This is a genomic window from Alphaproteobacteria bacterium, from assembly GCA_017308135.1.
In the GTDB taxonomy this organism is placed as follows: Bacteria; Pseudomonadota; Alphaproteobacteria; order CACIAM-22H2; family CACIAM-22H2; genus Tagaea.
This window is the reverse complement of the sequence record JAFKFM010000006.1, coordinates 491,246-511,405: the sequence shown is the minus strand read 5'-3', so window position 1 is coordinate 511,405 and position 20,160 is coordinate 491,246. Positions and strand designations below refer to the sequence as shown.

Sequence of the window (20,160 nt, the reverse complement as noted above, 5' to 3'; positions counted from 1 at the left end):
CACTTTGTCCCGCATCGGCGTAATCGTCAAAGGATGGCCGCGACTTTCCGAAACCTTCGTGGCGCAGGAACTGGTCGGGCTCGAGGAAAAGGGCCTCGAACTCGATCTTTGGTCGTTGCGCCACCCGACCGATAAGAAGGTCCATGCGCTCGCCAAGCGCCTGAAGGCGCAAGTGCGCTATCTGCCCGAATATCTGTGGCGCGCGCCAGGTCGAGTCGCGCGAGGATGGTGGAAAGCCCGAACCCTGCCCGGCTATCGCGCCGCTTTCGCGCAATTCATCCGCGATTGGCGGCGCGATCTCACGCCGAATCGGGGGCGGCGCTTCTTCCAGGCCTGCGTGCTGGCGGCCGAGGCCGATCCGGCGATCGCGCATTTCTATGCGCATTTCATCCACACGCCCGGGTCGGTCGCGCGCTATGCCGCGATGATAAGGGGCGCATCCTGGTCGGCCTTCGCGCACGCCAAGGATATTTGGACCACACCCGACTGGGAGAAGCGCGAGAAGCTCGCCTCAATGGTCTGGTGCGCGACCTGCACCAAGGCAGGGGCCGAACATCTCGACGCGCTCGCACCCGGCAAAACGCGTTATGTGCCGCACGGGCTGGACGCCACGCGCTGGCCGGAACCGCCGTCGCGCGACGGGCGCAAGACCGTCACCATCGTTTCCGTCGGGCGGATGGTGCCCAAGAAGGGCTATGACGATCTGATCGCAGCGTTGACGATGTTGCCCGCCGATCTCGATTGGCGCTTCGTTCATGTCGGCGGCGGGCCGCTGAAAGACGCGATGCGCGCCCAAGCGGCACCGCTGGGCGACCGCGTCGAATTTCGCGGGGCGGGCGATCAGGATTCGGTGCTCGCCGCGTTGCGCGAAGGCGACATCTTCGCGCTCGCCAGCAAGGTCACATCCGACGGCGACCGCGACGGTTTGCCCAATGTGCTGATGGAAGCGGCGAGCCAAAATCTCGCCCTCGTCGCCACCTCCGCCGGGTCGATCGCCGATTTCGTCGATGCGGAAACGGGCATTCTGGTCGAACCGGGCGACCGCGCCGGGCTGGCGGCCGCGCTGGCGCGGCTGATCGCCGATCCCGCCTTGCGCGTTCGGCTGGGCGAAGCCGCCGGGTTGAAGGTGCGGCGCGATTTTCCCTTCGCGGCGAACCGCGACAAACTGCATGATCTGTTGTGCCAATGCGGATCGCCGTCTACGCGCCTCTGAAACATCCCGATCACCCGACCCCGTCGGGCGACCGGCGCGTGGCGCGCTTGCTGACCGATGCGCTGCGCATGGCGGGCCACGACGTCGATATTGCCTCGCGCCTGCGCAGTTTCGATCGACGGGGCGATATGGCACGCCAAGCGCGGATCGCGCGGATCGGCGCACGCATGGCCGATCGGCTGCTGCGCCGCTATCGCGCGCACGGCAATGCGCCCGCGCTGTGGCTCACGTATCATCTTTACTATAAGGCGCCCGATCATTTGGGCCCGCGCGTCGCGCGCGCATTGTCGATTCCCTATGTCGCGGTCGAAGCATCGATCGCGAACAAGCGCGCGAACGGGCCCTGGGATATCGGCCATCGCGCCTGCATCGATGCGTTGCGTGCGGCCGACGCGATCGTCACGCTGAACGCGCGCGACGATGCCGCCCTCGATAAATATCTGCGGCCCAATTGCCGGCGCGTCGCCTTGGCGCCGTTCCTCGATCCCAGCGTCTATCGCGCGACGCGCGGCGCGGCATCGACCCTGCGCTTGCTGGCCGTGGGCATGTTGCGGCACGGCGACAAGCAACGCTCCTACGAGATTCTCGCGGCGGCTTTGACGAAACTTGGCGCGCGCGATTGGCGTTTGGCGATTGCGGGCGATGGCCCGGCCCGCGCCGATATCGAGAAGCTGTTCGCGCCATTCGGCGATCGCGTGACCTTCCTGGGCCTGCGCGACGAAGCAGCACTGGCGCAGGATTACGCGAACGCCGATATCTTCGTCTGGCCCGCGGTCAACGAAGCCTTCTGCATGGCGCTGCTGGAAGCGCAGGCGTCGGGCCTGCCCGCCATCGCCGGAAATTTCGGCGGCGTGGGTTCGATCCTCGCCGACGGCAAAACCGGATTCCTAACGGCGCCCGGCGATGCGGATGACTTCGCCGCCAAGCTCGCCGCGCTGTTGGACGATCCCGATTTGCGAAAGTCGATGGGCGACGCGGCGCGCCTGAAAGCCGAACGCGAACACGGGCTCGACGGCGCATCCGCGACGCTCGACGCATTGGTGCGGGGATTGGCGGCATGACTTACGTCGCGTTCATGCGCCACGGCCCTACGGCTTGGAACGGCGCCAAGCGTCTGCAAGGCCGCGCCGATATCGAGTTGACGCCGCGCACGCGCGAATTCCTGCAAGCGCGGCGCATTCCGCATGAATTCGACAATTGGCGCGTGCTGTGTTCGCCGTTGCGCCGCTGCCGCGAAACGGCCGAGTTGCTGCGCCTCAAATTCGAACTCGAGCCGCGCTTGGTCGAAATGCATTGGGGCCGATTCGAAGGCCGCACGATCGACGATATCCGCACCGAAATGGGCGACGCGTTCGTCGAGAACGAGCAACGCGGGCTCGATTTCACGCCGCCCGACGGCGAATCGCCGCGCATGGTGCAGGACCGCCTGCGCCCCTTATTGGCCGAACTCGCCGCCGATGGTCGTTCGACGCTGTGCGTCACCCATCGCGGCGTGTTCCGCGCGGTCTATGCGCTGGCGCGCGGCTGGGACATGAAAGGCGACCCGCCGGACAAGCTCGATCTCTATTCGATGCATGTCCTCGAACTCGCCAAGGATGGCCATCCGCGCATCGTCGATCTCAACCTCGCGCTGAAGCGGCGATGGCGAAAATCCTGATCCATGTCCAGCATCTGCTGGGCACGGGCCATGCACGGCGCATGGCGGCAATCGCGAACGGATTGGCGCAAGCGGGCCACGACACGGTTCTGGCAAGCGGCGGCATGCCATTGCGCCTCGACATCGGCGCCGCGAAGCTGATCCAGCTTCCCGCCTGCCGCGCGCAAGATACGACATTCAAGGTTTTGATCGACGCGCACGGCGATGCGGTCGATGAATCGTGGCGTGAAGCACGCGCACAAGCCACGCTCGACCTTTACGCCGCGTTCAAGCCCGATCTGCTGATCGTCGAGCTCTATCCGCTCGGCCGTGCGCTGCTGCGCTTCGAATTGGAACCGTTGATCGCGCGCGCAAGCCGCATCCCGAAACTCGTTTCGATCCGCGACGTGCCGCAGCGCCCATCCGACGCGAAAATTGAAGCGCGCTTGGCGGCATTGGGCGATTTCGCCGCCGTGTTGGCGCATGGCGATGAAAGCTTTCTGCCCGCGACCCAAGGCTTCCCGGAATTGGCGCGGATCTGCGCCAAGCTGATCCACACGGGCTATGTCGCCGGCGACGAACAACCCGCTTCGGGCCAAGACGAGATCGTCGTCTCGGTCGGCGGCGGCGCGGCCGGGGCGAAGTTGCTCGATTCGAGTTTGAAGCTCGCCGCACGCCGCGCCCATGCGGGCGAGCGCTGGCGTATCCTGACCGGCGAACAACCGGCGACGATCGCCGCCCCCAACGATTTCGTCGCGGTCGAGCGCAACCGGCCGGATTTTCCGGGCTTGCTGAAAGGCAGCCGCTTGTCGATCAGCCAAGCGGGCTACAACACGGCGATCGATTTGTTGCGCGCGCGCGTGCCCGCCATCCTCGTGCCCTTCGCGGAAGGCAACGAGCGCGAACAGACGATCCGCGCCCAGGCGTTCGCCGCCGCCGGTCTTGCGACGATCGCCGACGAGGCCGGATTGACGCCGGAGTCGCTCGATACCGCGATCGGCGCCGCGAAATCGCCCCAACCGCACGCGATCTCTTGCGAAGGGGTCGCCGCCACGGTCAGTATCGTTTCACAATGGCTATAACCCCGCCTCCCGCCGACTGGGTCACGCTGTTCCGCGTGCTCGATTCCTATGGCACCGCCGGCCGCATGGCCGAATTGTGGTGGCGCGACGACGACGCCACCCGCCCCACACCCGCGCTTGATCGCTTGCGCGCGATTTCCGCCGCGACCGGCATCGTGCCGCTGATCGCGGTCATCCCCGCGCGCGCGACGCGCGAATTGGCGGCGCTGACCGATCTGGTCGTCTGCCAGCATGGCTGGAATCACGACAATCACGCCCCTTTGGGCCAATCGAAAGCCGAGCTGGGCGCCCATCGCCCGTTGCCGGTGGTGATGGGCGAACTCGCGCGCGGCTGGCTGAAAATCAAATCGCTGTTCGCGGCCCCGCTGCCCATTCTGGTCCCGCCGCATAACCGCATCTCGGACGATGCCGCCGATCTGCTGGCGCAAGCGGGCTATCGCGGCTTATCGACCTTCAACGCGCGCAAGAAAGCGCGGCCGGGCCTTACGCAGATCAACACGCATTGCGACATCATGGATTGGCATACGCGCGGCTTCGGCGGCGAAGGCTTGGCGTTGGGCGCGCTGGTGGCACATCTGACCGCGAAGCTGGACGGCAAGGCCGATCCGGACGAGCCGACCGGGTTTCTCACCCATCATCTGGCGCATGACGAGGCGGCTTGGGACTTCACCGACGCCGCCTTGCGCCGTATCGCGGCACACCCGGCCGTGAATTGGCGCCATCCCGCCGAGATTTTTTCGTGAACACGCTGCGCTACCCCGCCAAGGCGCTGGCCGGCGACTACGCGCGCGCGGGCATCGGCGTCGCGTTGACGTTGACTCCCGCTATCGGGCTTGGCGAATGGTCGATCGCGCATGGGTTCCTGCTGCCGCTGACCGTTCTGTTCGCCGGATTCGGCTACAAGACCTGGCGGCGCGGTCGCCAATCCGTAACCTGGGACGCAATCGGTGTATCGCTTTCGGGACCGGGAGCGGCTAGGCTCGACTGGAACGAATTGCGGTCCTTTAAACTCGCTTTTTTCTCGACGACGCGGGACCGCACGGGGGGTTGGATGCAGCTGAAGCTGTCCAGCGATGGGGCGCGGATCGACGCGGATTCCTCGGGCGAGGGCTTCGCCGATTTGGTGTCGGCCGCGTTCGCCGAGGCCGAACGCCATAGCGTTTCCGTCGATGCCGCCAGCCGCGAAAATCTGAAAGCCCTGGGGATCGCGCGGTGAATCTCCTGGAAGTCCGCGATCTGGCGATCGACTTCCGCGTGCACGATACGCGGGTGAAGGCGGTCGACGGCGTGGATTTCCGCGTGCGGCCTGGCAGCACGGTCGCGGTCGTGGGCGAATCCGGCTCCGGCAAAACGGTCATCAGCCAAGCGCTGATGGGCATTCTGCCCAAGGCCGGCGCCATCGCGCGCGGCCAGATGCTGTTTCGCGACGGCGACAAGACGACCGACCTCGCCAAGCTCGACCCCGACGGCGCCAAGTTCCGCGCGATCCGGGGCGGGCGCATTTCCATCGTGTTCCAGGAACCGATGACGTCGCTGTCGCCGCTGCATACGGTCGGCGACCAGATTTCCGAAGCCGTGCGCCTGCACCGCACGCGCGACCGCCAAGAAGCGCTCGACCTCGCCGAAGACATGCTGCGCCGGGTCGGCTTCCCCGATCCGGTCAAGGCGCTGCGCACCTATCCGTTCGAGTTGTCCGGCGGTTTGCGCCAGCGCGCGATGATCGCGATGGCGCTGGTCTGCCGCCCCGCTTTGCTGATCGCCGACGAGCCGACCACGGCGCTGGACGTGACGATCCAAGCGCAGATCCTGAAGCTGCTGAAGGATCTGCAAGCCGATCTCGGCATGGCGATCCTGCTGATCACACACGATCTGGGCGTGGTCGCGAACATGGCCGACGAAGTGGTCGTGATGTATCGCGGCCGGGTGATGGAAGCGGGCATGCGCGAGGATATTTTCCGCAAGCCCGAACACCCGTATTTGAAGGCGCTGTTGGCGGCCGTGCCGCGCTTCGACATGAAGCCGGGCGAAAAGTTGATTCCGCTGCGCGAGATCAAATCCGATCTTGGCGAAATGGTCCGCCGCAAGGACAAGACCGGCGCGCCCAAGCCGCCGCTCGACGCCGCCGACCGCGCGACGCCGGTTTTGTCGGTGCGGCATTTGCGCAAAAGCTACGCGATCCGCAAATCGGGCATGTTCGGCGGCGGCCAAGCGCAAAGTGTGCTGGCGGTCGACGACGTCAGCTTCGACGTATTTCGCGGCGAATGTCTGGGCCTGGTCGGCGAATCCGGCTGCGGCAAGACGACCGTGTCGAAAATGATCATGCGCGCGCTGACGCCGGATTCGGGCGACATCCTGTTCGAAGGCCGCGACGCGCGCAAATTCGACGGCGCCGAATTGTTCGATTATCGCCGCAAGGTCCAATTCGTGTTCCAGGACCCGTTCGGGTCGCTGAATCCGCGCATGACGGTCAGCGATATCGTGTCGGAACCGCTGCTGATCCACGGCATCGGCGACGAACGTTCGCGCCGTTCCACCGTGCGCGAATTGATGCGCGTGGTCGGGCTCGACGATCGCGCCCTCAACCGCTATCCGCATTCCTTCTCCGGCGGGCAGCGCCAGCGCATCGGCATCGCGCGCGCCTTGGCCCTGGGTCCGGAATTGCTGCTGCTGGACGAGCCCGTCTCGGCGCTCGACGTGTCGATCCAGGCGCAGGTCTTGAACCTGCTGCAGGATCTCAAGAAGGCGCTCGGCCTCACTTACATTTTCGTCAGCCATAATCTCGCGGTGGTCGACTATATGGCCGACCGGATCGCCGTGATGTGCGCCGGACGCTTGGTCGAAGTGGCGCCGCGCGAGCGGCTGTTCCGCGAACCGATCCATCCTTATACGCAAGCGCTGCTGACCGCCGTGCCCGAACCGGATATCGACCGGCCGCTCGACCTCGCCGCCTTGATGGAAGGCCGCGCGTCGAGCCCAAGCCTGTGGCCCGCGCCGTTCACGGTCGATGGCCAGACGCCGGTGGGGCTGATCGATCTCGGCCATGGTCATTACGTGCGCGCGCATTTGTCGGCTTCGCCCGACAGCTTGCGCGCCCTCGCCCGCCCGCGGGAGGTCGTCGCATGAAGTTCAAAACGCTGAGTGCGGCCCTGCTGGCCGCGGCATTTTTCGTCGGTTCGGCGAATGCCGGCGAGTTGATCGAAACGCCGAACCTGTCGCTGGATGTGATCGCGGGCAAGTTGCCGTCGATCCATGATCGCTTGCCGGCGAATCCGCTGGTGACGGCGATCGACGATCCCGAATGGCAGCCGGGCAAGCATGGCGGCGAGATGCGCATGCTAATCGGCCGTACGCAGGATGTGCGCCTCGTTTCCGTCTACGGATATTCGCGCTTGGTCGGGCTCGACAAGAATCTCGAGCTTACGCCCGATATTCTGGAAAGCGTCGATGTCGATGGCGGGCGGCGCTTCACGCTGAAGCTGCGCGAAAATCATCGCTGGTCTGACGGCGCGCCCTTCACGTCGGAGGATTTCCGCTATTGGTGGGAAGATGTCGCGAACGAGAAGGCGCTGACGCCCGCGGGCCCGCCCAAGGCGCTGCTGGTCGATAACGAGAAACCCGTCGTCAGCTTTCCGGATGCGCGCACCGTCGTTTACGAATGGTCGACGCCCAACGCCGCATTCCTGCCCGCCCTTGCGGGCCCCGCCCCGGTCTTCATCTATCGTCCGGCGCATTATCTGCGCCAATTCCACCATCGCTACGCCGACCGCAAGGCGCTGGGCGAAGCCGTGCAGCGCGCCAATCTGCGCACTTGGTCGCAATTGCATAACCGGCTCGACAAGCTCGACCGCAACGACAACCCGGATCTGCCCGTGCTCGATCCGTGGGTCGTGCGCACCAAGGCGCCGGCCGAGCGTTTCGTGTTCGACCGCAATCCCTATTACCACCGCATCGACGCGAACGGGCGCCAGCTTCCCTATATCGATCGGCTGATCATGAACGTCGCCGACGGCAAGATTCTGGCCGCCAAGGCCGGTGCGGGCGAGGTCGATCTGCAAGCGCGCGGCCTCAACTTCGCGAACTACACCTTCCTGCGCCAAGCCGGGAAGCGGAACGATTTCGATACGCGGCTGTGGTCGACCGCGCGCGGTTCGCAAATCGCGATCCATCCCAATCTCAACACCAACGATCTGGGCTGGCGCGCGCTGTTCCGCGACGTGCGCTTTCGCCGCGCGTTGTCGATGGCGATCGATCGGCGCGAGATCAATCAAGTCGTTTATTTCGGTTTGGCGGTCGAAGGGGCGAATACGCTGCTGCCCGCAAGCCCGATGTACCGGCCCGAATACCGCAGCGCGTGGCATCAATTCGATCTGAAGGCCGCGAACGCGTTGCTCGATCAGATCGGCCTCACCAAGCGCGACGAGCGCGGCGTGCGCCTGCTGCCCGACGGACGGCCGATGGAAATCGTGGTCGAAACCGCGGGCGAGGATGTCGAGCAGACCGACGTGCTGGAGCTGATCCACGATTCCTGGCTGAAGGCGGGCATCAAGCTTTATTCGCGGCCCCAGCAACGCGACATTCTGCGCAACCGCGTGTTCTCGGGCGAAACGCGCGTGGCGCTGTGGTTCGGGATCGAGAACGCGCTCGCCAACCCGGACTCGCCGCCCGACGAATTGGCGCCGACGATGCAAGACCGGCTGCAATGGCCCAAATGGGGCCAATATCGCGAGACCGGCGGCACGTCGGGCGAACCGGTCGACATGTCCGAGGCGATCGATCTGGTGCGCGAATCCGAAGCTTGGCGCAACGCGGCGACGCGCAACGGCCGCGAAGAAGCGTGGCGGCGCATGCTGCAGAACCACGCCGACAACGTCTGGACCATCGGTCTGGTCGCCAATGTGCGCCAGCCGGTCGTCGTGTCGAATCGTTTGCGCAACGTGCCGCGCGACGGCGTATGGAATTGGGATCCGGGCGCTTTCTTCGGCGTGCATCGCATGGACGCGTTCTGGTTCGATGGCGAGCGCGGCGCCCCGCGCAGCACCGCCGCGGTTCCGGCCGGTAAGTAGGAAGGTCGCTTCGACGTGCTCGCGTATTTCGTCCGTCGCTTGTTCGTGATGATACCGACGCTGCTGGCGATCAGCGCGATCGTGTTTTTCATCATCCAATTGCCGCCGGGCGACTACCTGTCGAACCAGATCGCCGAGTTGCGCGCGCAAGGCGAAGCCGCGAGCATGGCGCAGATCGAACATCTGCGTGCGCAATACCATCTCGATAAGACGCCGGTGGAGCGCTACTTCATCTGGCTGTTCGGCCTGCTGCGCGGAGACCTTGGCTGGTCGTTCGAATACGATCTGCCGGTCAATGTGGTGATCGGCGACCGGCTGATCTTGAGCTTCGTCGTCGGCTTCGCGACGGTGATCTTCACTTACGCCGTCGCCTTCCCCATCGGCATCTATTCGGCGACGCGCCAATATTCCTGGGGCGATTACGGCCTCACCTTCCTCGGCTTCTTGGGCCTCGCCACGCCGTCTTTCCTGCTCGCGCTGGTGATGCTCTATCTCGCCAATATCTGGTTCGGCACGGCGATCGGCGGCTTGATGGACCCCGAATTCGTCGACAAGCCGATGAGCTGGGCGAAGTTCCTGTCGGTGCTGGAACATCTTTGGATTCCCGTCGTGGTCATCGGCACGTCGGGCACCGCCGCGATGATCCGCCGGTTGCGCGCCAATCTGCTCGACGAGCTGCAAAAACAATACGTCGTCACCGCGCGCGCCAAGGGTCTGCCGCCGGGCCGCGCGCTGTTCAAATATCCGTTGCGCATGGCGCTGAACCCCTTCATCGCCGATATCGGCGATTTGCTACCGCAGCTCATCTCCGGCGCTGCGATCGTTTCGGTGGTGATGAGCCTGCCGACCAACGGGCCGATGCTGCTGGCGGCCTTGCGCAGCCAGGACATGTTCCTGGCCGGATCGTTCCTGATGATCGAAGCGGTGCTGATCGTGCTGGGCGTGTTTCTGTCGGACGTGGCGCTGGCCGCGCTCGACCCGCGCATCCGTCTGCATGGCGGGGCCGGCAAATGACCGATACCCGCGCGAACGAGAGCGACAAGCTGGCGCATTACGTACGGCGCGAGACATTCGATCCGTATGACGGCGAGAAGCTCGACCCCAAGCTCGAGCGCTACTACATGGCCACGCAATGGCGGCTGATGTGGTGGAAGCTGAAGCGCCACAAGCTCGCGCTATGGTCGGGCGTGCTGCTCGTATTCTTGTACGTGTCGATCCTGTTCAGCGAGATGATTGCACCCTACGGCGTGGGCACGCGCAATATCGACCATATCTATGCGCCGCCGCAGGCGGTGCATCTGTTCCACGAAGGGCGCTTCGTCGGGCCCTTCGTCTACGGCTTCGACTACACGCTCGACCTCGACACGCTGAAACGCGAGTACACGCCGAACCCCGCCAAGGTTCAGCCGTTGCGGTTTTTCTGCAAAGGCGATTCGTGGGAATGGATGGGCTTGGTTCCGGGTTCCTGGCATTTCGTCTGTGCCGCGGAAGGCGGCACGTTCTTCCTGCTCGGCACCGACCGGCTGGGGCGCGATATGTTCAGCCGTCTCGCCTATGGCACGCGGATTTCGCTGACCATCGGCCTGATCGGCGTGATGGTGAAATTCATCCTGGGCATCGTGCTGGGCGGGCTCGCCGGCTATTACGGCGGCTGGGTCGATATGGTCATCCAGCGCATGATCGAGATCATCCGCTCCTTCCCGGAATTGCCGCTGTGGATGGCGCTGTCGGCCGCCCTGCCCGTGTCGTGGAGCCCGATCTACATCTATTTCGGCATCACGCTGATCCTGGGCCTGATCGGCTGGACGGGCCTGGGCCGCGCGGTGCGCTCGAAGCTGCTAGCCTTGCGCGAGGAGGATTTCTGCACGGCCGCGACGCTGATGGGGGCGAGCCCCAAGCGCGTGATCTTCCGCCACCTCGTGCCCAGCTTCATGAGCCATCTGATCGCGTCGGCGACGCTGGCGATCCCGACGATGATCCTGGGCGAGACGGCGTTGTCGTTCCTGGGGCTGGGCCTGCGCCCGCCGATCACGTCTTGGGGCGTGTTGCTGACCGAAGCGCAGAACATCAACGTCGTGGCGCTTTACCCGTGGCTGTTGCTGCCGGTCGTGCCGGTGATCGTCACCGTGCTGGCGTTCAACTTCCTGGGCGACGGCTTGCGCGACGCCGCCGATCCTTACAAATAGCGTTTCCGCAGCCACAGGCTGGAGACGAACGCCGTATCGGGAATCGGCAGGCCGTCCAGCGCCGCGATGCGCAGATGGCGCGCGGCATAAGCCGACGACCACAGCGGATCGTACGCGCCGCTCGCCAACAAGCCGGCGACGGCGTTCTGCTCGTTATAGCCGCGCCACGCCCATGAGTCGGGATAGGCCCAGGGCAGGAAGATGTCGTGGAAATGCAGCACGACGCCGCGCTTCAGCGCGGGCAGCACATTGGCGAACAGAATGTCGAGATCCGTGCCTGGCATTAGAATATGCGAGGAGTCGACGAACACGACATCGCCCTCGCCCAATTCGGCGAAGGGATAGTCGGTCGTCTCCAGCCGCGCTTTCGTCCAATCGACGCGCAAACCCGTCAGCGTCGCGCGCGGAGCCGGGTCGATGCAGTCGAGCCGCGTCGCCAGGTCGCCGTCTTGGATCGCGCGCGCCATGAAACGCGTCGAATGGCCCGATCCGATTTCGACGATGCGTTTGGGGGCTGTCTCGCGCACGAAGGTATAGGCGAAGGCGGCATCGTGGCCGGTGAACCAATCCTGGTTCCAGCGCGGGGCCGGCGGCGGCTCGGCGCCGAAGCCTTGAAGCTGCGCGCGATAGGCGTCGATACGCGCACCCCACGCCGCGAATTGCGGCAGCGCGTCGGCGAAGATCTTTTCGAGGCCCTTATAGGCTTGCGGCGGCGCGACTTCCGCAGCATGGCGATAAGGCACGAAGAAACCGCGCTTCGCACCCAGCGCGGTCAGGAACTGGAACCAATGGCCGCGGCCGGCACCCATCAAACTTCGATCGTCGTGCCTTCGCGGGCGACGAACGTGCCGGGGCGCATCTTTTCGGCGTCGGCCGCGATCTTGTCCATGAACGTATCGTCATGGTCGGGATCGTGATGGTAGATCGCCAAGCGTTTGGCGCCCGCCTTCTCGACCAGGCGAATACCTTCCTGCCAGGTCGAATGGCCCCAGCCGACATGGGCGGGATATTCTTCGTCGGTATAGGTGCAGTCGTAGACGACGATGTCGGCACCCTCGATCAGCTTCAGCACATTGGTATCGAGACGGCCGGGCACGTGTTCGGTGTCGGTCACGTAGCAGATCGATTTGCCCGCGACCTCGACGCGATAGCCGGTGGCGCGATTGGGATGGTTGAGCGGGGCCGTCTTCACCACCACGCCGCCGCCCAGATCATGGGTTTCGCCCGCGCGGAAATCGGCGAACTCGATCTGTGCGGCGAAGATGCCGATCGGGATCGGGAACAACGGCGCCGACATCATTTCCGACAAAACCTGTTTGAGGTTCATTTCGGGAATGAGATGGCCCGCGCGCAGGCGGAAGCGATTGCGCCGGTCGTAGAGCGGCGAGAAAAACGGAATTCCCTGGATATGGTCGAAATGGGTGTGGGTGAAGAACCAGTCGACGTCGAGCGGCCCGCCTTGTTTGGCGAGCGCCCCGCCGAACGGCTTCAAGCCCGTGCCCGCATCGAAAATCAGCAGCTTGTTGCCCGCACGGATTTCCAGACACGCGGTGTTGCCGCCATAGCCGGCGGTCGCCGGACCCGGACACGCGATCGAGCCACGCACGCCCCAAAACGTTACGGAGAGTCGGTCGGTCGTCACTTCGCGCGTGCTCCCTTACGTGCCGTCGGCACAAGATAACCGCCCGGCGTCGTCAACAACAACCGCGCGCGCGCCGGGTCGCGCTCGATCTTGCGGCGCAACCTGTAGACATGCGTCTCCAGCGTGCGCGTCGTCAATCCCGGTTTATACCCCCAAACGGCGCGAAGCAATTCCGCGCGCGGGACCGGATCGCCCCTGGCTTTCAACAACATATCGAGCAAGGCGGTTTCGAGTTCGGTGAGCCTTATCTCACGCGCGCTCTTGCGTTCGACCAAGCGGCGCAAAATCGCGTCGAACGCGTAGGGACCGAGTTTTTCGGGTGCTGCGGCGGGGCGAACCAGACCGTGCATCAGCCCCGCAAGATCGTCGAGCCGCACGGGCTTGGCCAAGGCCGCCGCCACGCCATGGGGCGCGCGCCCGCGCGCGTCGAGACCCAGCAGACAAACCGGCACGGCGAGGCGTTTGACCAGAGCGCCCAGCGCCCGGCCCGATGCGATCGCACGATCGAGGATCGCCGCGTCGAAGCCCACCCCTTCGGCCAGCGCCAAAGCGGCGTCGGCTTCCTGCGTCGTCTCGACACGGAAGCCGTGCGCCCGCAGGCCTTCGCCAAGGACGCGCGAGGAAAGCTCCGGGGCGAGCAAAAGCAGCCTTGCGGCGGTCATGGGCTCAAGCCTAACCCAATCCGCCGATCAAATGACCAGGGCGCAAAGAAAAAGACCGCCGGCGTTGCCACCGGCGGTCTTGATCGCAAAGCCCTACGAAATAAGGCTTAGAAGGCTTTCGTGAGCGACAGGACGAACTGATTGCGGGTCAGTTTGTAGTTGTCCTTGGTCAACGTCGAGTTGGCGTTGGTGATGTCGCGGCCCAGCGCGGCGTTTTCCTTCATGTTCGTGTCCGAGTAGGTCGCGGCCACGAGGATACCGAAGAAGCTACGCGACAGACCCAGGTTCCAGGTCGTGTAGTCCGGGAAGCCGAAATTTGCGTTCTTATCGACCGTCTGGCGGCCCACGCGACCGGACGCGGTGAGGTCCCAAATCGGCAGAGGAACATCGGCGCCGCCTTCATAGTACCAACCCGTGCCCGACGCGGCCGAGAAGGCGCTGGTGTAGAACACCGAGCCGACGACCTTGGCGAAGCCGAAATCATAGGCTGCCTTGCCGTAGACTTCGGTCCACGACGGGTTGCCCACGCCTTGCGGGTTCGGCAGCTTTTCGACCGAGTTGCGCGGATAAGTGTAGGCAATCACGCCGGCGTCGAGGGTCAGATTGTCGATCGGCGTGACGCGCAGACCACCGTAGAGGTCGAGCTCGACGCGCTGACGCAGATAGCCGCCGGCGCCATCCGGGAAGCCGACATTCGAAATGAAGGTGCCCAGGTACGGCGTGAACATGCCGACCGTGTAGCCGTATTCCAAACCGGCCTGAAGAGCCGGGCGGCGATCATTCTGCGAGATACCGCGGAACAGATAATTCGAGGTGACGGCGATCGTCGGCGAGAAGGTGCCGACCGAAGTTTCGATTTGTGCCGAAACCGGCGTCACATTAGCGCCCAAAATCAGTGCAGTTGCACCAAAAATGGTCAGTAAGCCTTTGCGAATATTCATGTTTTTGCTCCTCAAGCCTGTCTTGGAGGTTCTATTGCAAGGCTCGGACTTACCGCAACATGAATTCTGCAACTGAAGCCCTTACCCAAGGCACAGCCATGGGTTTCAATGCCGACTGTGGCACGGGGGTTACAGTTTTGAGCGTGCGACAGGAAGAATTCAGGCCGGACGGCCCAGAATCGGGTATTGCGGGTCGCTGAAACCCGGGGTTGCGGGATGGCCTGACGCGACGAGGGCGCTGACCGCCGATTCGTCGGCCCCATTCCAGGGCCGCTGGCTTCCCGAAACATAGGCCTGCCACTGCGCCAGGGTGCGCGGCCCCGCTAAAACCGACGTGATCAGCGGATTCGCCATCACCCAGCCCAGTGCCAGCGTTGCGGCATCCGTCCCGCGCGCTTTGGCGAGATCGGCAAGGTTCCGCGCCAACGCGATCGCTTCGGGTTTGAACGAGGTCTGGTGCAGCCGCCTGTCGCCGCGCCCGGCGCGCGAGGCGGGATCGGGCGTGTCGATCGAATCGTATTTCGCGGTCAACACCCCGCGCGCCAACGGGCTGTAGGGCACGTTGCCGAGGCCAAGTTCGGCCGCCCCGGGCAGGATTTCGGTTTCCGCCTGGCGATCGAACAGATTGTACCAAGGCTGGCTCGCGATCGGTTGCGGCACGCCCATCGCCGTACACAGGGCGACGAAGCGCGCCATGCGCCAGCCGCGGAAATTCGACAAGCCGATATAGCGGATCTTGCCCGCCCGGATCAGCCCGCCCAAGGCTTCGACCGTCTCCTCCATCGGCGTCGTCATGTCGTCGCGATGCAGGTAATAAAGATCGATGTGATCGGTGCCGAGCCGTTGGAGACTCGCCTCGAGCCCTGCGATCAACCAACGGCGCGAAGTGCCCCGCGCATTGGGATCGTCGCCGGGGGCCGGATTGGCGATCTTGGTCGCCAGCACCCAACGCGCACGTTCCTTGGCGATTAGGCGACCGACAATGCGTTCGGATTCGCCGCCGGCATAGCCATCGGCCGTGTCGATGAAATTGACGCCCGTTTCGCGCGCCGAAGCAACGATGCGCGCGGCCTCCGCTTCGTCGGTGCGGTCGCCGAACATCATCGTGCCCAAGCACAAGGGCGAGACTTTCAGGCCCGAACGGCCGAGATTGCGGTAGATCGACATGGCGAATCGCTCCTTGGTTTTGCCTTGCTCGGGCCACAAAGCGCTGGCAAAGAACCGGTCATGGACGGATTTTCCCGCCGCTTCTTCATCGCCGGTGCCGTGCTTGCCGTTGTAGCAAGCGCGCCCGTTGCCGCGCAAAGCCCCGCGCGCAACGAAGCCGATCGCGCGGATATCGCGCGCGTCGAAACCTATCTCGCCGGCATCAAAACGCTGGAAGCGCGTTTCCTGCAGATCGGCCCCGACGGTTCGACCGCCGAAGGCAAATTCTATCTGTCGCGACCGGGCAAGCTGCGGCTCGATTACGACGCGCCCAACCCCAATCTGCTGATCGCCGATGGGCGGGCCCTCGCGCATATCGACCGTTCGCTGAAAACGATTTCGTATCTGCCGCTCGATTCCACCCCGGCCGGCGTGTTGGTGCGCGCCGACGTGAAACTCGCGGGCGACGTGACCGTGACCGGGATCGAACGCGGCCCCGGCGTACTGCGCGTGGGCATCGTCCAGACCAGCGATCCGCGCGCCGGGCGGCTGATCCTGGAATTTGCCGAGCGGCCGTTCCAGCTGTCGAGCTGGCGGGTGGTCGACGGCCAGGGCCTGACGACGCGCATCACCTTGCTGGATCCGCGCGACGGCGTGACTATTGCGCCCGATCGGTTCACGATCGTCGATCCGAACCAGCAGCGCCTGATGGAACCCGGCAGAGATCGCTAGGACCGGCAATTTTTGCCTGGAAGCGTCACGCGATTGGCATCTAACCCTTTGAATTTACAAAGGTGATCCCTGGTTCGGCGCTTGCAATGCTTCCGGCAAGATGTCCGCCACCGCCATCCAATCATCGAAGTTCGAAATCCGGTCCAGCGCCGCGAAGGCGTGGAATCCGGATGCGCCCGACGAAGTCGTCCTGACCGACGGCAGATCGCGCGGCTTCGGCGATCTGCTGCAAGCGCTGAACCCGCTCCAGAACCTGCCGATCGTCGGCACGATCTATCGCGAATTGACCGGCCAATCGATCGAACCGTCGGCACGGGTCCTGGGCGGCTTCATCTATGGCGGGCCGATCGGAATCGCCAGCGCGCTGGTCAACGCGATCGTCGAGGACGGCAGCGGCAAGGACATCGGCGGCCATATGCTCGCGATGGTTTCGGGGCCCGAGAAGGGCAATATCGCGCCGCCGCCGACCGGCGACGCGGCGCAATCGGGCGTGCATTTGGCAGCCTTGCGCCAAGACGGCGCATTCGAATCGAACGATTTGCTCGCGACCTGGATCGCCGGCGGCAGCGCCGCGCCGCGCAATCAAGCGCCCGAAATCTTCGAAGCCAATCTGCGCCAGAACTTGACGCCCCAGGGCCCGTCGCTGGTGCCGAGCGACGGCAAGATGGCGCTCGCCTCGCTGTTCACCGGCCCCGCGCCGAAGCCGGAAGCGGCACCCGTTCAAACCGCGCAAGCCGTCCCGGCTGCGGCGCCGATCCAACCGACGAAGGGCGTGTCGCCCGCCGAGCCCGAAAAAGCCGCCGCGATGGCGCCCGATACCGGCGGCGGGGTGCCGGCGGGACGCGGCGTTCGCACCCTCGCCGATTATCGCGCCAACGCCCAATCGGCCGAGGTGCCGATGGTGCGCATGCCGGTGGCGAGCGACCCCATTGCGGGTCAAAACGCGCGCCGCACTTTGGCGAGCTATCGCGAAGCGAATGCGTTCAAGCCGCCGGTTTCGCAAGCCTTGGCACAGGCCAATGTGCAACCGACCGGCCTGCCCGCCGCCCTCGAAGCGCAGCTCGGCGCCAATAGCGGCGGCAACACCGCCGGCGGCGAACAAGGTTGGGTCGCGATGATGATGGGTGCCGGTCTCGATCGCTATCGCGATATGCAGCGCCAGAAGGATCTGGGGTCCTAAGCGATCGGCGGCCGCGCGCCAAAAATGGCGCTGCCGACGCGCACATGCGTGGCCCCCAACGCCAACGCGGTTTCGAAATCCTCGCTCATTCCCATCGACAGCATCGCGATGCCGTTGCGCTTGGCAATTTGGCCCAACAACGCGAAATGCGGCGCCGGCACGTCCACGACCGGCGGAATGCACATCAAGCCGTCGATGACGAGCTTATGCGCCGTCCGGCATTCGTCGATAAACGCGTCCGCCTGATCGGGCAACACGCCGGCCTTTTGCGGTTCGGCCCCGGTATTCACCTGCACGAATAGACGCGGCCGCTTGGCGCTGCGCGCGATCTCCGCCGCCAACGCCGCCGCGAGCTTCGGCCGGTCGACGGTGTGGATCGCATCGAAGGTCGCGACCGCTTCCTTGACCTTGTTGGTCTGCAACGGGCCGATCAGATGCAGGTCGAGATCGGGATGGCGCGCGCGTAAGGCGGGATATTTCGCCATCGCTTCCTGCACGCGGTTCTCGCCGAACACGCGCTGGCCCGCGGCCAAAGCTTCCACGACCGCTTCGGCGGGGTGCGTCTTGGCGACGGCAATCAGCATGGCGGAATCGGGTGCGCGCCCGGCACGTTCGAGTGCGGCGCACATCCGGGACCGGATTTCATCGAGTTGCGCGGAGATCATACTGGACGGGCCTCCCGCTTCGCCTTACCACATCCGCGATGGACGATTACAAGCAAGTTTTGCGCGACGCTTTGGCGCTGCACCAAGGCGGGCGATTCGACGAGGCGATGACGCGCTATCGCGCCGTTCTGGCGCAAATGCCGGACGAGCCCAACGCGACCTATTTGCTGGGCGTGGCGCTGCATCAAGCCATGCGCCACGATCAGGCCATCGCGTTTCTGACCCGCGCTTGCGAGCAACGCCCCGATTTCGCCGATGCGTTCAACAATCTGGGCGAGGCGTTGCGGGGCGCCAAGCGCGCGGCGGAGGCGGTCGTGGCGTTGGAGAAGGCGCTGGCGCTGAAACCCGATCATCCCGCCTATCTCGCCAATCTCGGCCATGCCCGCTTGGCGGCGACGGACGCGGGTGGTGCCGTCGATGCGGCGCGTAAAGCGATCGCGTTGGAACCGGGGCTCGTCGCGGCGTATCAGGCGCTGGGCAATGCGTTGCTAGCGCAAGGTGACGTCGCCGGTGCACGCGCAGCGTTCGAGCAGGCATTGCGCTTGAAACCCGATTTTCTCGAATGTCAGATCAATCTTGGCTTGCTCGAGGCCAAGTACGGCGATGCGGCGCGGGGGGCAGCGATTCTTGCGGCCGTGCCGGCCAAGCGGCGCGCGCGGATCGACGAATTTGCACGTGTCCTCGCACGGCTGGGCAATGTCGGCGATGCGCTGGCCGCGTATCGCGAGTCGCTGACGGACGGCGAGGCCGTGCCGTCGGCGAAAGCGAATTCGGCGACGTTGTTCGGCGCGAATTACGATCTCGACGCGCCCGAAGGTTTGGCGGAGCTGCATCGCCTGTGGGGCGGTTTCTTCGAAGGCGCGCTGATTCCGATGAACGCGCCGATGCGTGTGCACGATGGCGGCGCAATTCGCGTCGGTTTTGTTTCCGGCGATTTCAAACGCCATTCTTGCGCGCATTTTCTGCTGCCGTTATTCGCCGCCTTCGATCCGGCGCGCGTCGCGGCGGTTTGTTACTCGGACGTCGAAAAGCCGGACGCGATCACGGCGCGTTTGCGCGGTCTTGTGGCCGAATGGCACGAAACGCGCGGCCTGGATGACGGCGCGTTGGCGCGCAAGATCGCGGGCGATCGTATCGACGTGCTGGTCGATCTAAGCGGTCACACCGCCGATAATCGTTTGGGCGTGTTCGCGCGTAAGCCCTGCGCCGTGCAGGTTTCGTGGCTTGGTTACGCCAACACGACGGGACTATCGCGGATCGATTGGCGCTTCACCGATGTGATCGCCGATCCCGAGGGGCAAGACCGGTACTACACCGAGAAACTTTGGCGCCTCGGGGGCGGATTCCTACGTTTCGCAGCCCTCGATGATGTCCCGGTTCCGGCGCGCAGGCAGTCCGGCGGCGGCTTGCGGCTGGGATCGTTCAACATGCTGGAGAAAATCTCGGCGCCCTGCTGGAACGCATGGGTGGCGATATTGCGCGCGGTACCCGACGCGACCTTACTGCTGAAAGCATTCGCGCTGAAGGACCCGGCGACGATGGCCGCATGGCACGCGCGTTTGGCCGCGGCGGGGCTCGCCGGGCGCGTGCGGCTTGTGCCGTTCGTCGACGACGAGGCGGCGCATCTAGCGCTTTACGAGGAAATCGATCTGGCGCTCGACACCGGCCCCTATGCCGGCACGACGACGAGCTGCGAAGCGCTGTGGATGGGCGTGCCGCTGCTGACATTGGCGGGATCGCGCCATGCGGGGCGCGTGGGCGCATCGCTATTGTCGCGTGTGCCGAATGCCGGGTTCGTCGCGCAGAGTTGGGATGATTATCGCGATGCGGCGATCGGCTTCGCCCGAGAGCCGGAAAGGCTGGCCGTTTTGGCGAAGAACTTGGCCGTGCGGATGCGGGCAAGCGCGCTGGCCGATGGATCGAGCCTGGCGCTGGAAATGACCGACGCATTCACGCGAATGCTGGCGCGAGAATGATCGCGCGCTGATCGGCGGCGAATACTGCCGCTTTCT

At 64.8% G+C, this 20,160-nt stretch carries 19 protein-coding genes; 13 read left to right on the top strand and 6 right to left on the bottom strand.

Annotated features, from left to right (window positions below):
• Positions 1 to 4: 4 nt before the first annotated feature.
• The 10 genes from J0H39_02785 to J0H39_02740 are packed head-to-tail and all read left to right on the top strand — an operon-like array spanning position 5 to position 11,180.
• Positions 5 to 1,213: a glycosyltransferase family 4 protein gene (locus tag J0H39_02785; protein ID MBN9495657.1), complete on the top strand. Its 1,209-nt coding sequence runs from the start codon at positions 5 to 7 to the stop codon at positions 1,211 to 1,213.
• Entirely contained in the window at positions 1,186 to 2,274 is a 1,089-nt protein-coding gene (locus tag J0H39_02780) for a glycosyltransferase family 4 protein (protein MBN9495656.1), read from the top strand. Before J0H39_02785 ends, J0H39_02780 begins: the two co-directional genes overlap by 28 nt.
• Positions 2,271 to 2,870 carry a histidine phosphatase family protein gene (locus tag J0H39_02775; protein MBN9495655.1) on the top strand — a complete coding sequence of 200 codons (600 nt, stop codon included), beginning with the start codon at positions 2,271 to 2,273 and terminating at the stop codon, positions 2,868 to 2,870. The genes J0H39_02780 and J0H39_02775 overlap by 4 nt, the downstream gene beginning before the upstream one ends.
• Positions 2,855 to 3,931, top strand: coding sequence for a glycosyltransferase (locus J0H39_02770; protein MBN9495654.1), 1,077 nt, complete (start codon positions 2,855 to 2,857; stop codon positions 3,929 to 3,931). The genes J0H39_02775 and J0H39_02770 overlap by 16 nt, the downstream gene beginning before the upstream one ends.
• A complete protein-coding gene (locus J0H39_02765) occupies positions 3,922 to 4,674 on the top strand; it encodes a polysaccharide deacetylase family protein (protein MBN9495653.1) in 753 nt (250 codons plus the stop codon). The genes J0H39_02770 and J0H39_02765 overlap by 10 nt, the downstream gene beginning before the upstream one ends.
• Positions 4,671 to 5,147: a hypothetical protein gene (locus tag J0H39_02760; GenBank protein MBN9495652.1), complete on the top strand. Its 477-nt coding sequence runs from the start codon at positions 4,671 to 4,673 to the stop codon at positions 5,145 to 5,147. The genes J0H39_02765 and J0H39_02760 overlap by 4 nt, the downstream gene beginning before the upstream one ends.
• Positions 5,148 to 5,185: 38 nt before the next feature.
• Positions 5,186 to 7,054, top strand: coding sequence for an ABC transporter ATP-binding protein (locus J0H39_02755; GenBank protein ID MBN9495651.1), 1,869 nt, complete (start codon positions 5,186 to 5,188; stop codon positions 7,052 to 7,054).
• Complete coding sequence (locus tag J0H39_02750; protein ID MBN9495650.1) at positions 7,051 to 8,994, top strand: ABC transporter substrate-binding protein; 1,944 nt, start codon at positions 7,051 to 7,053, stop codon at positions 8,992 to 8,994. The genes J0H39_02755 and J0H39_02750 overlap by 4 nt, the downstream gene beginning before the upstream one ends.
• 15 nt (positions 8,995 to 9,009) lie before the next feature.
• Entirely contained in the window at positions 9,010 to 10,008 is a 999-nt protein-coding gene (locus tag J0H39_02745) for an ABC transporter permease (protein MBN9495649.1), read from the top strand.
• Positions 10,005 to 11,180, top strand: coding sequence for an ABC transporter permease (locus tag J0H39_02740; protein MBN9495648.1), 1,176 nt, complete (start codon positions 10,005 to 10,007; stop codon positions 11,178 to 11,180). Before J0H39_02745 ends, J0H39_02740 begins: the two co-directional genes overlap by 4 nt.
• Here J0H39_02740 and J0H39_02735 read toward each other — a convergent pair.
• From J0H39_02735 to J0H39_02715, 5 genes are all read right to left on the bottom strand, one after another.
• Positions 11,171 to 11,989, bottom strand: coding sequence for a class I SAM-dependent methyltransferase (locus J0H39_02735; GenBank protein ID MBN9495647.1), 819 nt, complete (start codon positions 11,987 to 11,989; stop codon positions 11,171 to 11,173). The genes J0H39_02740 and J0H39_02735 overlap by 10 nt on opposite strands.
• Complete coding sequence (locus tag J0H39_02730; GenBank protein ID MBN9495646.1) at positions 11,989 to 12,822, bottom strand: MBL fold metallo-hydrolase; 834 nt, start codon at positions 12,820 to 12,822, stop codon at positions 11,989 to 11,991. The genes J0H39_02735 and J0H39_02730 overlap by 1 nt, the downstream gene beginning before the upstream one ends.
• Positions 12,819 to 13,484 carry a winged helix-turn-helix domain-containing protein gene (locus J0H39_02725; protein ID MBN9495645.1) on the bottom strand — a complete coding sequence of 222 codons (666 nt, stop codon included), beginning with the start codon at positions 13,482 to 13,484 and terminating at the stop codon, positions 12,819 to 12,821. Before J0H39_02725 ends, J0H39_02730 begins: the two co-directional genes overlap by 4 nt.
• Before the next feature lie 107 nt (positions 13,485 to 13,591).
• Positions 13,592 to 14,425 carry a hypothetical protein gene (locus tag J0H39_02720; GenBank protein MBN9495644.1) on the bottom strand — a complete coding sequence of 278 codons (834 nt, stop codon included), beginning with the start codon at positions 14,423 to 14,425 and terminating at the stop codon, positions 13,592 to 13,594.
• 159 nt (positions 14,426 to 14,584) lie between these two features.
• Positions 14,585 to 15,592, bottom strand: coding sequence for an aldo/keto reductase (locus tag J0H39_02715; GenBank protein MBN9495643.1), 1,008 nt, complete (start codon positions 15,590 to 15,592; stop codon positions 14,585 to 14,587).
• 60 nt (positions 15,593 to 15,652) lie between these two features.
• Here J0H39_02715 and J0H39_02710 point away from each other — a divergent pair, with 60 nt between their 5' ends.
• Together J0H39_02710 and J0H39_02705 are read left to right on the top strand one after the other, a co-directional pair.
• The gene (locus J0H39_02710; GenBank protein ID MBN9495642.1) at positions 15,653 to 16,303 is read left to right on the top strand and encodes an outer membrane lipoprotein carrier protein LolA; all 651 of its coding nucleotides are present in this window, start codon (positions 15,653 to 15,655) and stop codon (positions 16,301 to 16,303) included.
• A gap of 100 nt (positions 16,304 to 16,403) precedes the next feature.
• A complete protein-coding gene (locus J0H39_02705) occupies positions 16,404 to 17,483 on the top strand; it encodes a hypothetical protein (GenBank protein ID MBN9495641.1) in 1,080 nt (359 codons plus the stop codon).
• Here J0H39_02705 and J0H39_02700 read toward each other — a convergent pair.
• The gene (locus J0H39_02700) at positions 17,480 to 18,148 is read right to left on the bottom strand and encodes a YggS family pyridoxal phosphate-dependent enzyme (GenBank protein ID MBN9495640.1); all 669 of its coding nucleotides are present in this window, start codon (positions 18,146 to 18,148) and stop codon (positions 17,480 to 17,482) included. The two genes, J0H39_02705 and J0H39_02700, sit on opposite strands and share 4 nt — an antisense overlap.
• 38 nt (positions 18,149 to 18,186) lie before the next feature.
• Here J0H39_02700 and J0H39_02695 point away from each other — a divergent pair, with 38 nt between their 5' ends.
• Positions 18,187 to 20,124 (top strand): tetratricopeptide repeat protein, encoded by a 1,938-nt coding sequence (locus tag J0H39_02695; GenBank protein MBN9495639.1) that lies wholly within the window; start codon positions 18,187 to 18,189, stop codon positions 20,122 to 20,124.
• The last annotated feature ends 36 nt before the right edge of the window (positions 20,125 to 20,160 follow it).

What these genes read in the sequence shown, in the direction of transcription:
- J0H39_02780 (MBN9495656.1), top strand. Translation starts at nt 1,186, where the DNA reads ATGCGGATCGCCGTCTACGCGCCTCTGAAACATCCCGATCACCCGACC.
- J0H39_02775 (MBN9495655.1), top strand. Translation starts at nt 2,271, where the DNA reads ATGACTTACGTCGCGTTCATGCGCCACGGCCCTACGGCTTGGAACGGC.
- J0H39_02770 (MBN9495654.1), top strand. Translation starts at nt 2,855, where the DNA reads ATGGCGAAAATCCTGATCCATGTCCAGCATCTGCTGGGCACGGGCCAT.
- J0H39_02765 (MBN9495653.1), top strand. Translation starts at nt 3,922, where the DNA reads ATGGCTATAACCCCGCCTCCCGCCGACTGGGTCACGCTGTTCCGCGTG.
- J0H39_02750 (MBN9495650.1), top strand. Translation starts at nt 7,051, where the DNA reads ATGAAGTTCAAAACGCTGAGTGCGGCCCTGCTGGCCGCGGCATTTTTC.
- J0H39_02740 (MBN9495648.1), top strand. Translation starts at nt 10,005, where the DNA reads ATGACCGATACCCGCGCGAACGAGAGCGACAAGCTGGCGCATTACGTA.
- J0H39_02735 (MBN9495647.1), bottom strand. Translation starts at nt 11,989, where the DNA reads ATGGGTGCCGGCCGCGGCCATTGGTTCCAGTTCCTGACCGCGCTGGGT.
- J0H39_02725 (MBN9495645.1), bottom strand. Translation starts at nt 13,484, where the DNA reads ATGACCGCCGCAAGGCTGCTTTTGCTCGCCCCGGAGCTTTCCTCGCGC.
- J0H39_02720 (MBN9495644.1), bottom strand. Translation starts at nt 14,425, where the DNA reads ATGAATATTCGCAAAGGCTTACTGACCATTTTTGGTGCAACTGCACTG.
- J0H39_02715 (MBN9495643.1), bottom strand. Translation starts at nt 15,592, where the DNA reads ATGTCGATCTACCGCAATCTCGGCCGTTCGGGCCTGAAAGTCTCGCCC.
- J0H39_02710 (MBN9495642.1), top strand. Translation starts at nt 15,653, where the DNA reads ATGGACGGATTTTCCCGCCGCTTCTTCATCGCCGGTGCCGTGCTTGCC.
- J0H39_02705 (MBN9495641.1), top strand. Translation starts at nt 16,404, where the DNA reads ATGTCCGCCACCGCCATCCAATCATCGAAGTTCGAAATCCGGTCCAGC.
- J0H39_02700 (MBN9495640.1), bottom strand. Translation starts at nt 18,148, where the DNA reads ATGATCTCCGCGCAACTCGATGAAATCCGGTCCCGGATGTGCGCCGCA.
- J0H39_02695 (MBN9495639.1), top strand. Translation starts at nt 18,187, where the DNA reads ATGGACGATTACAAGCAAGTTTTGCGCGACGCTTTGGCGCTGCACCAA.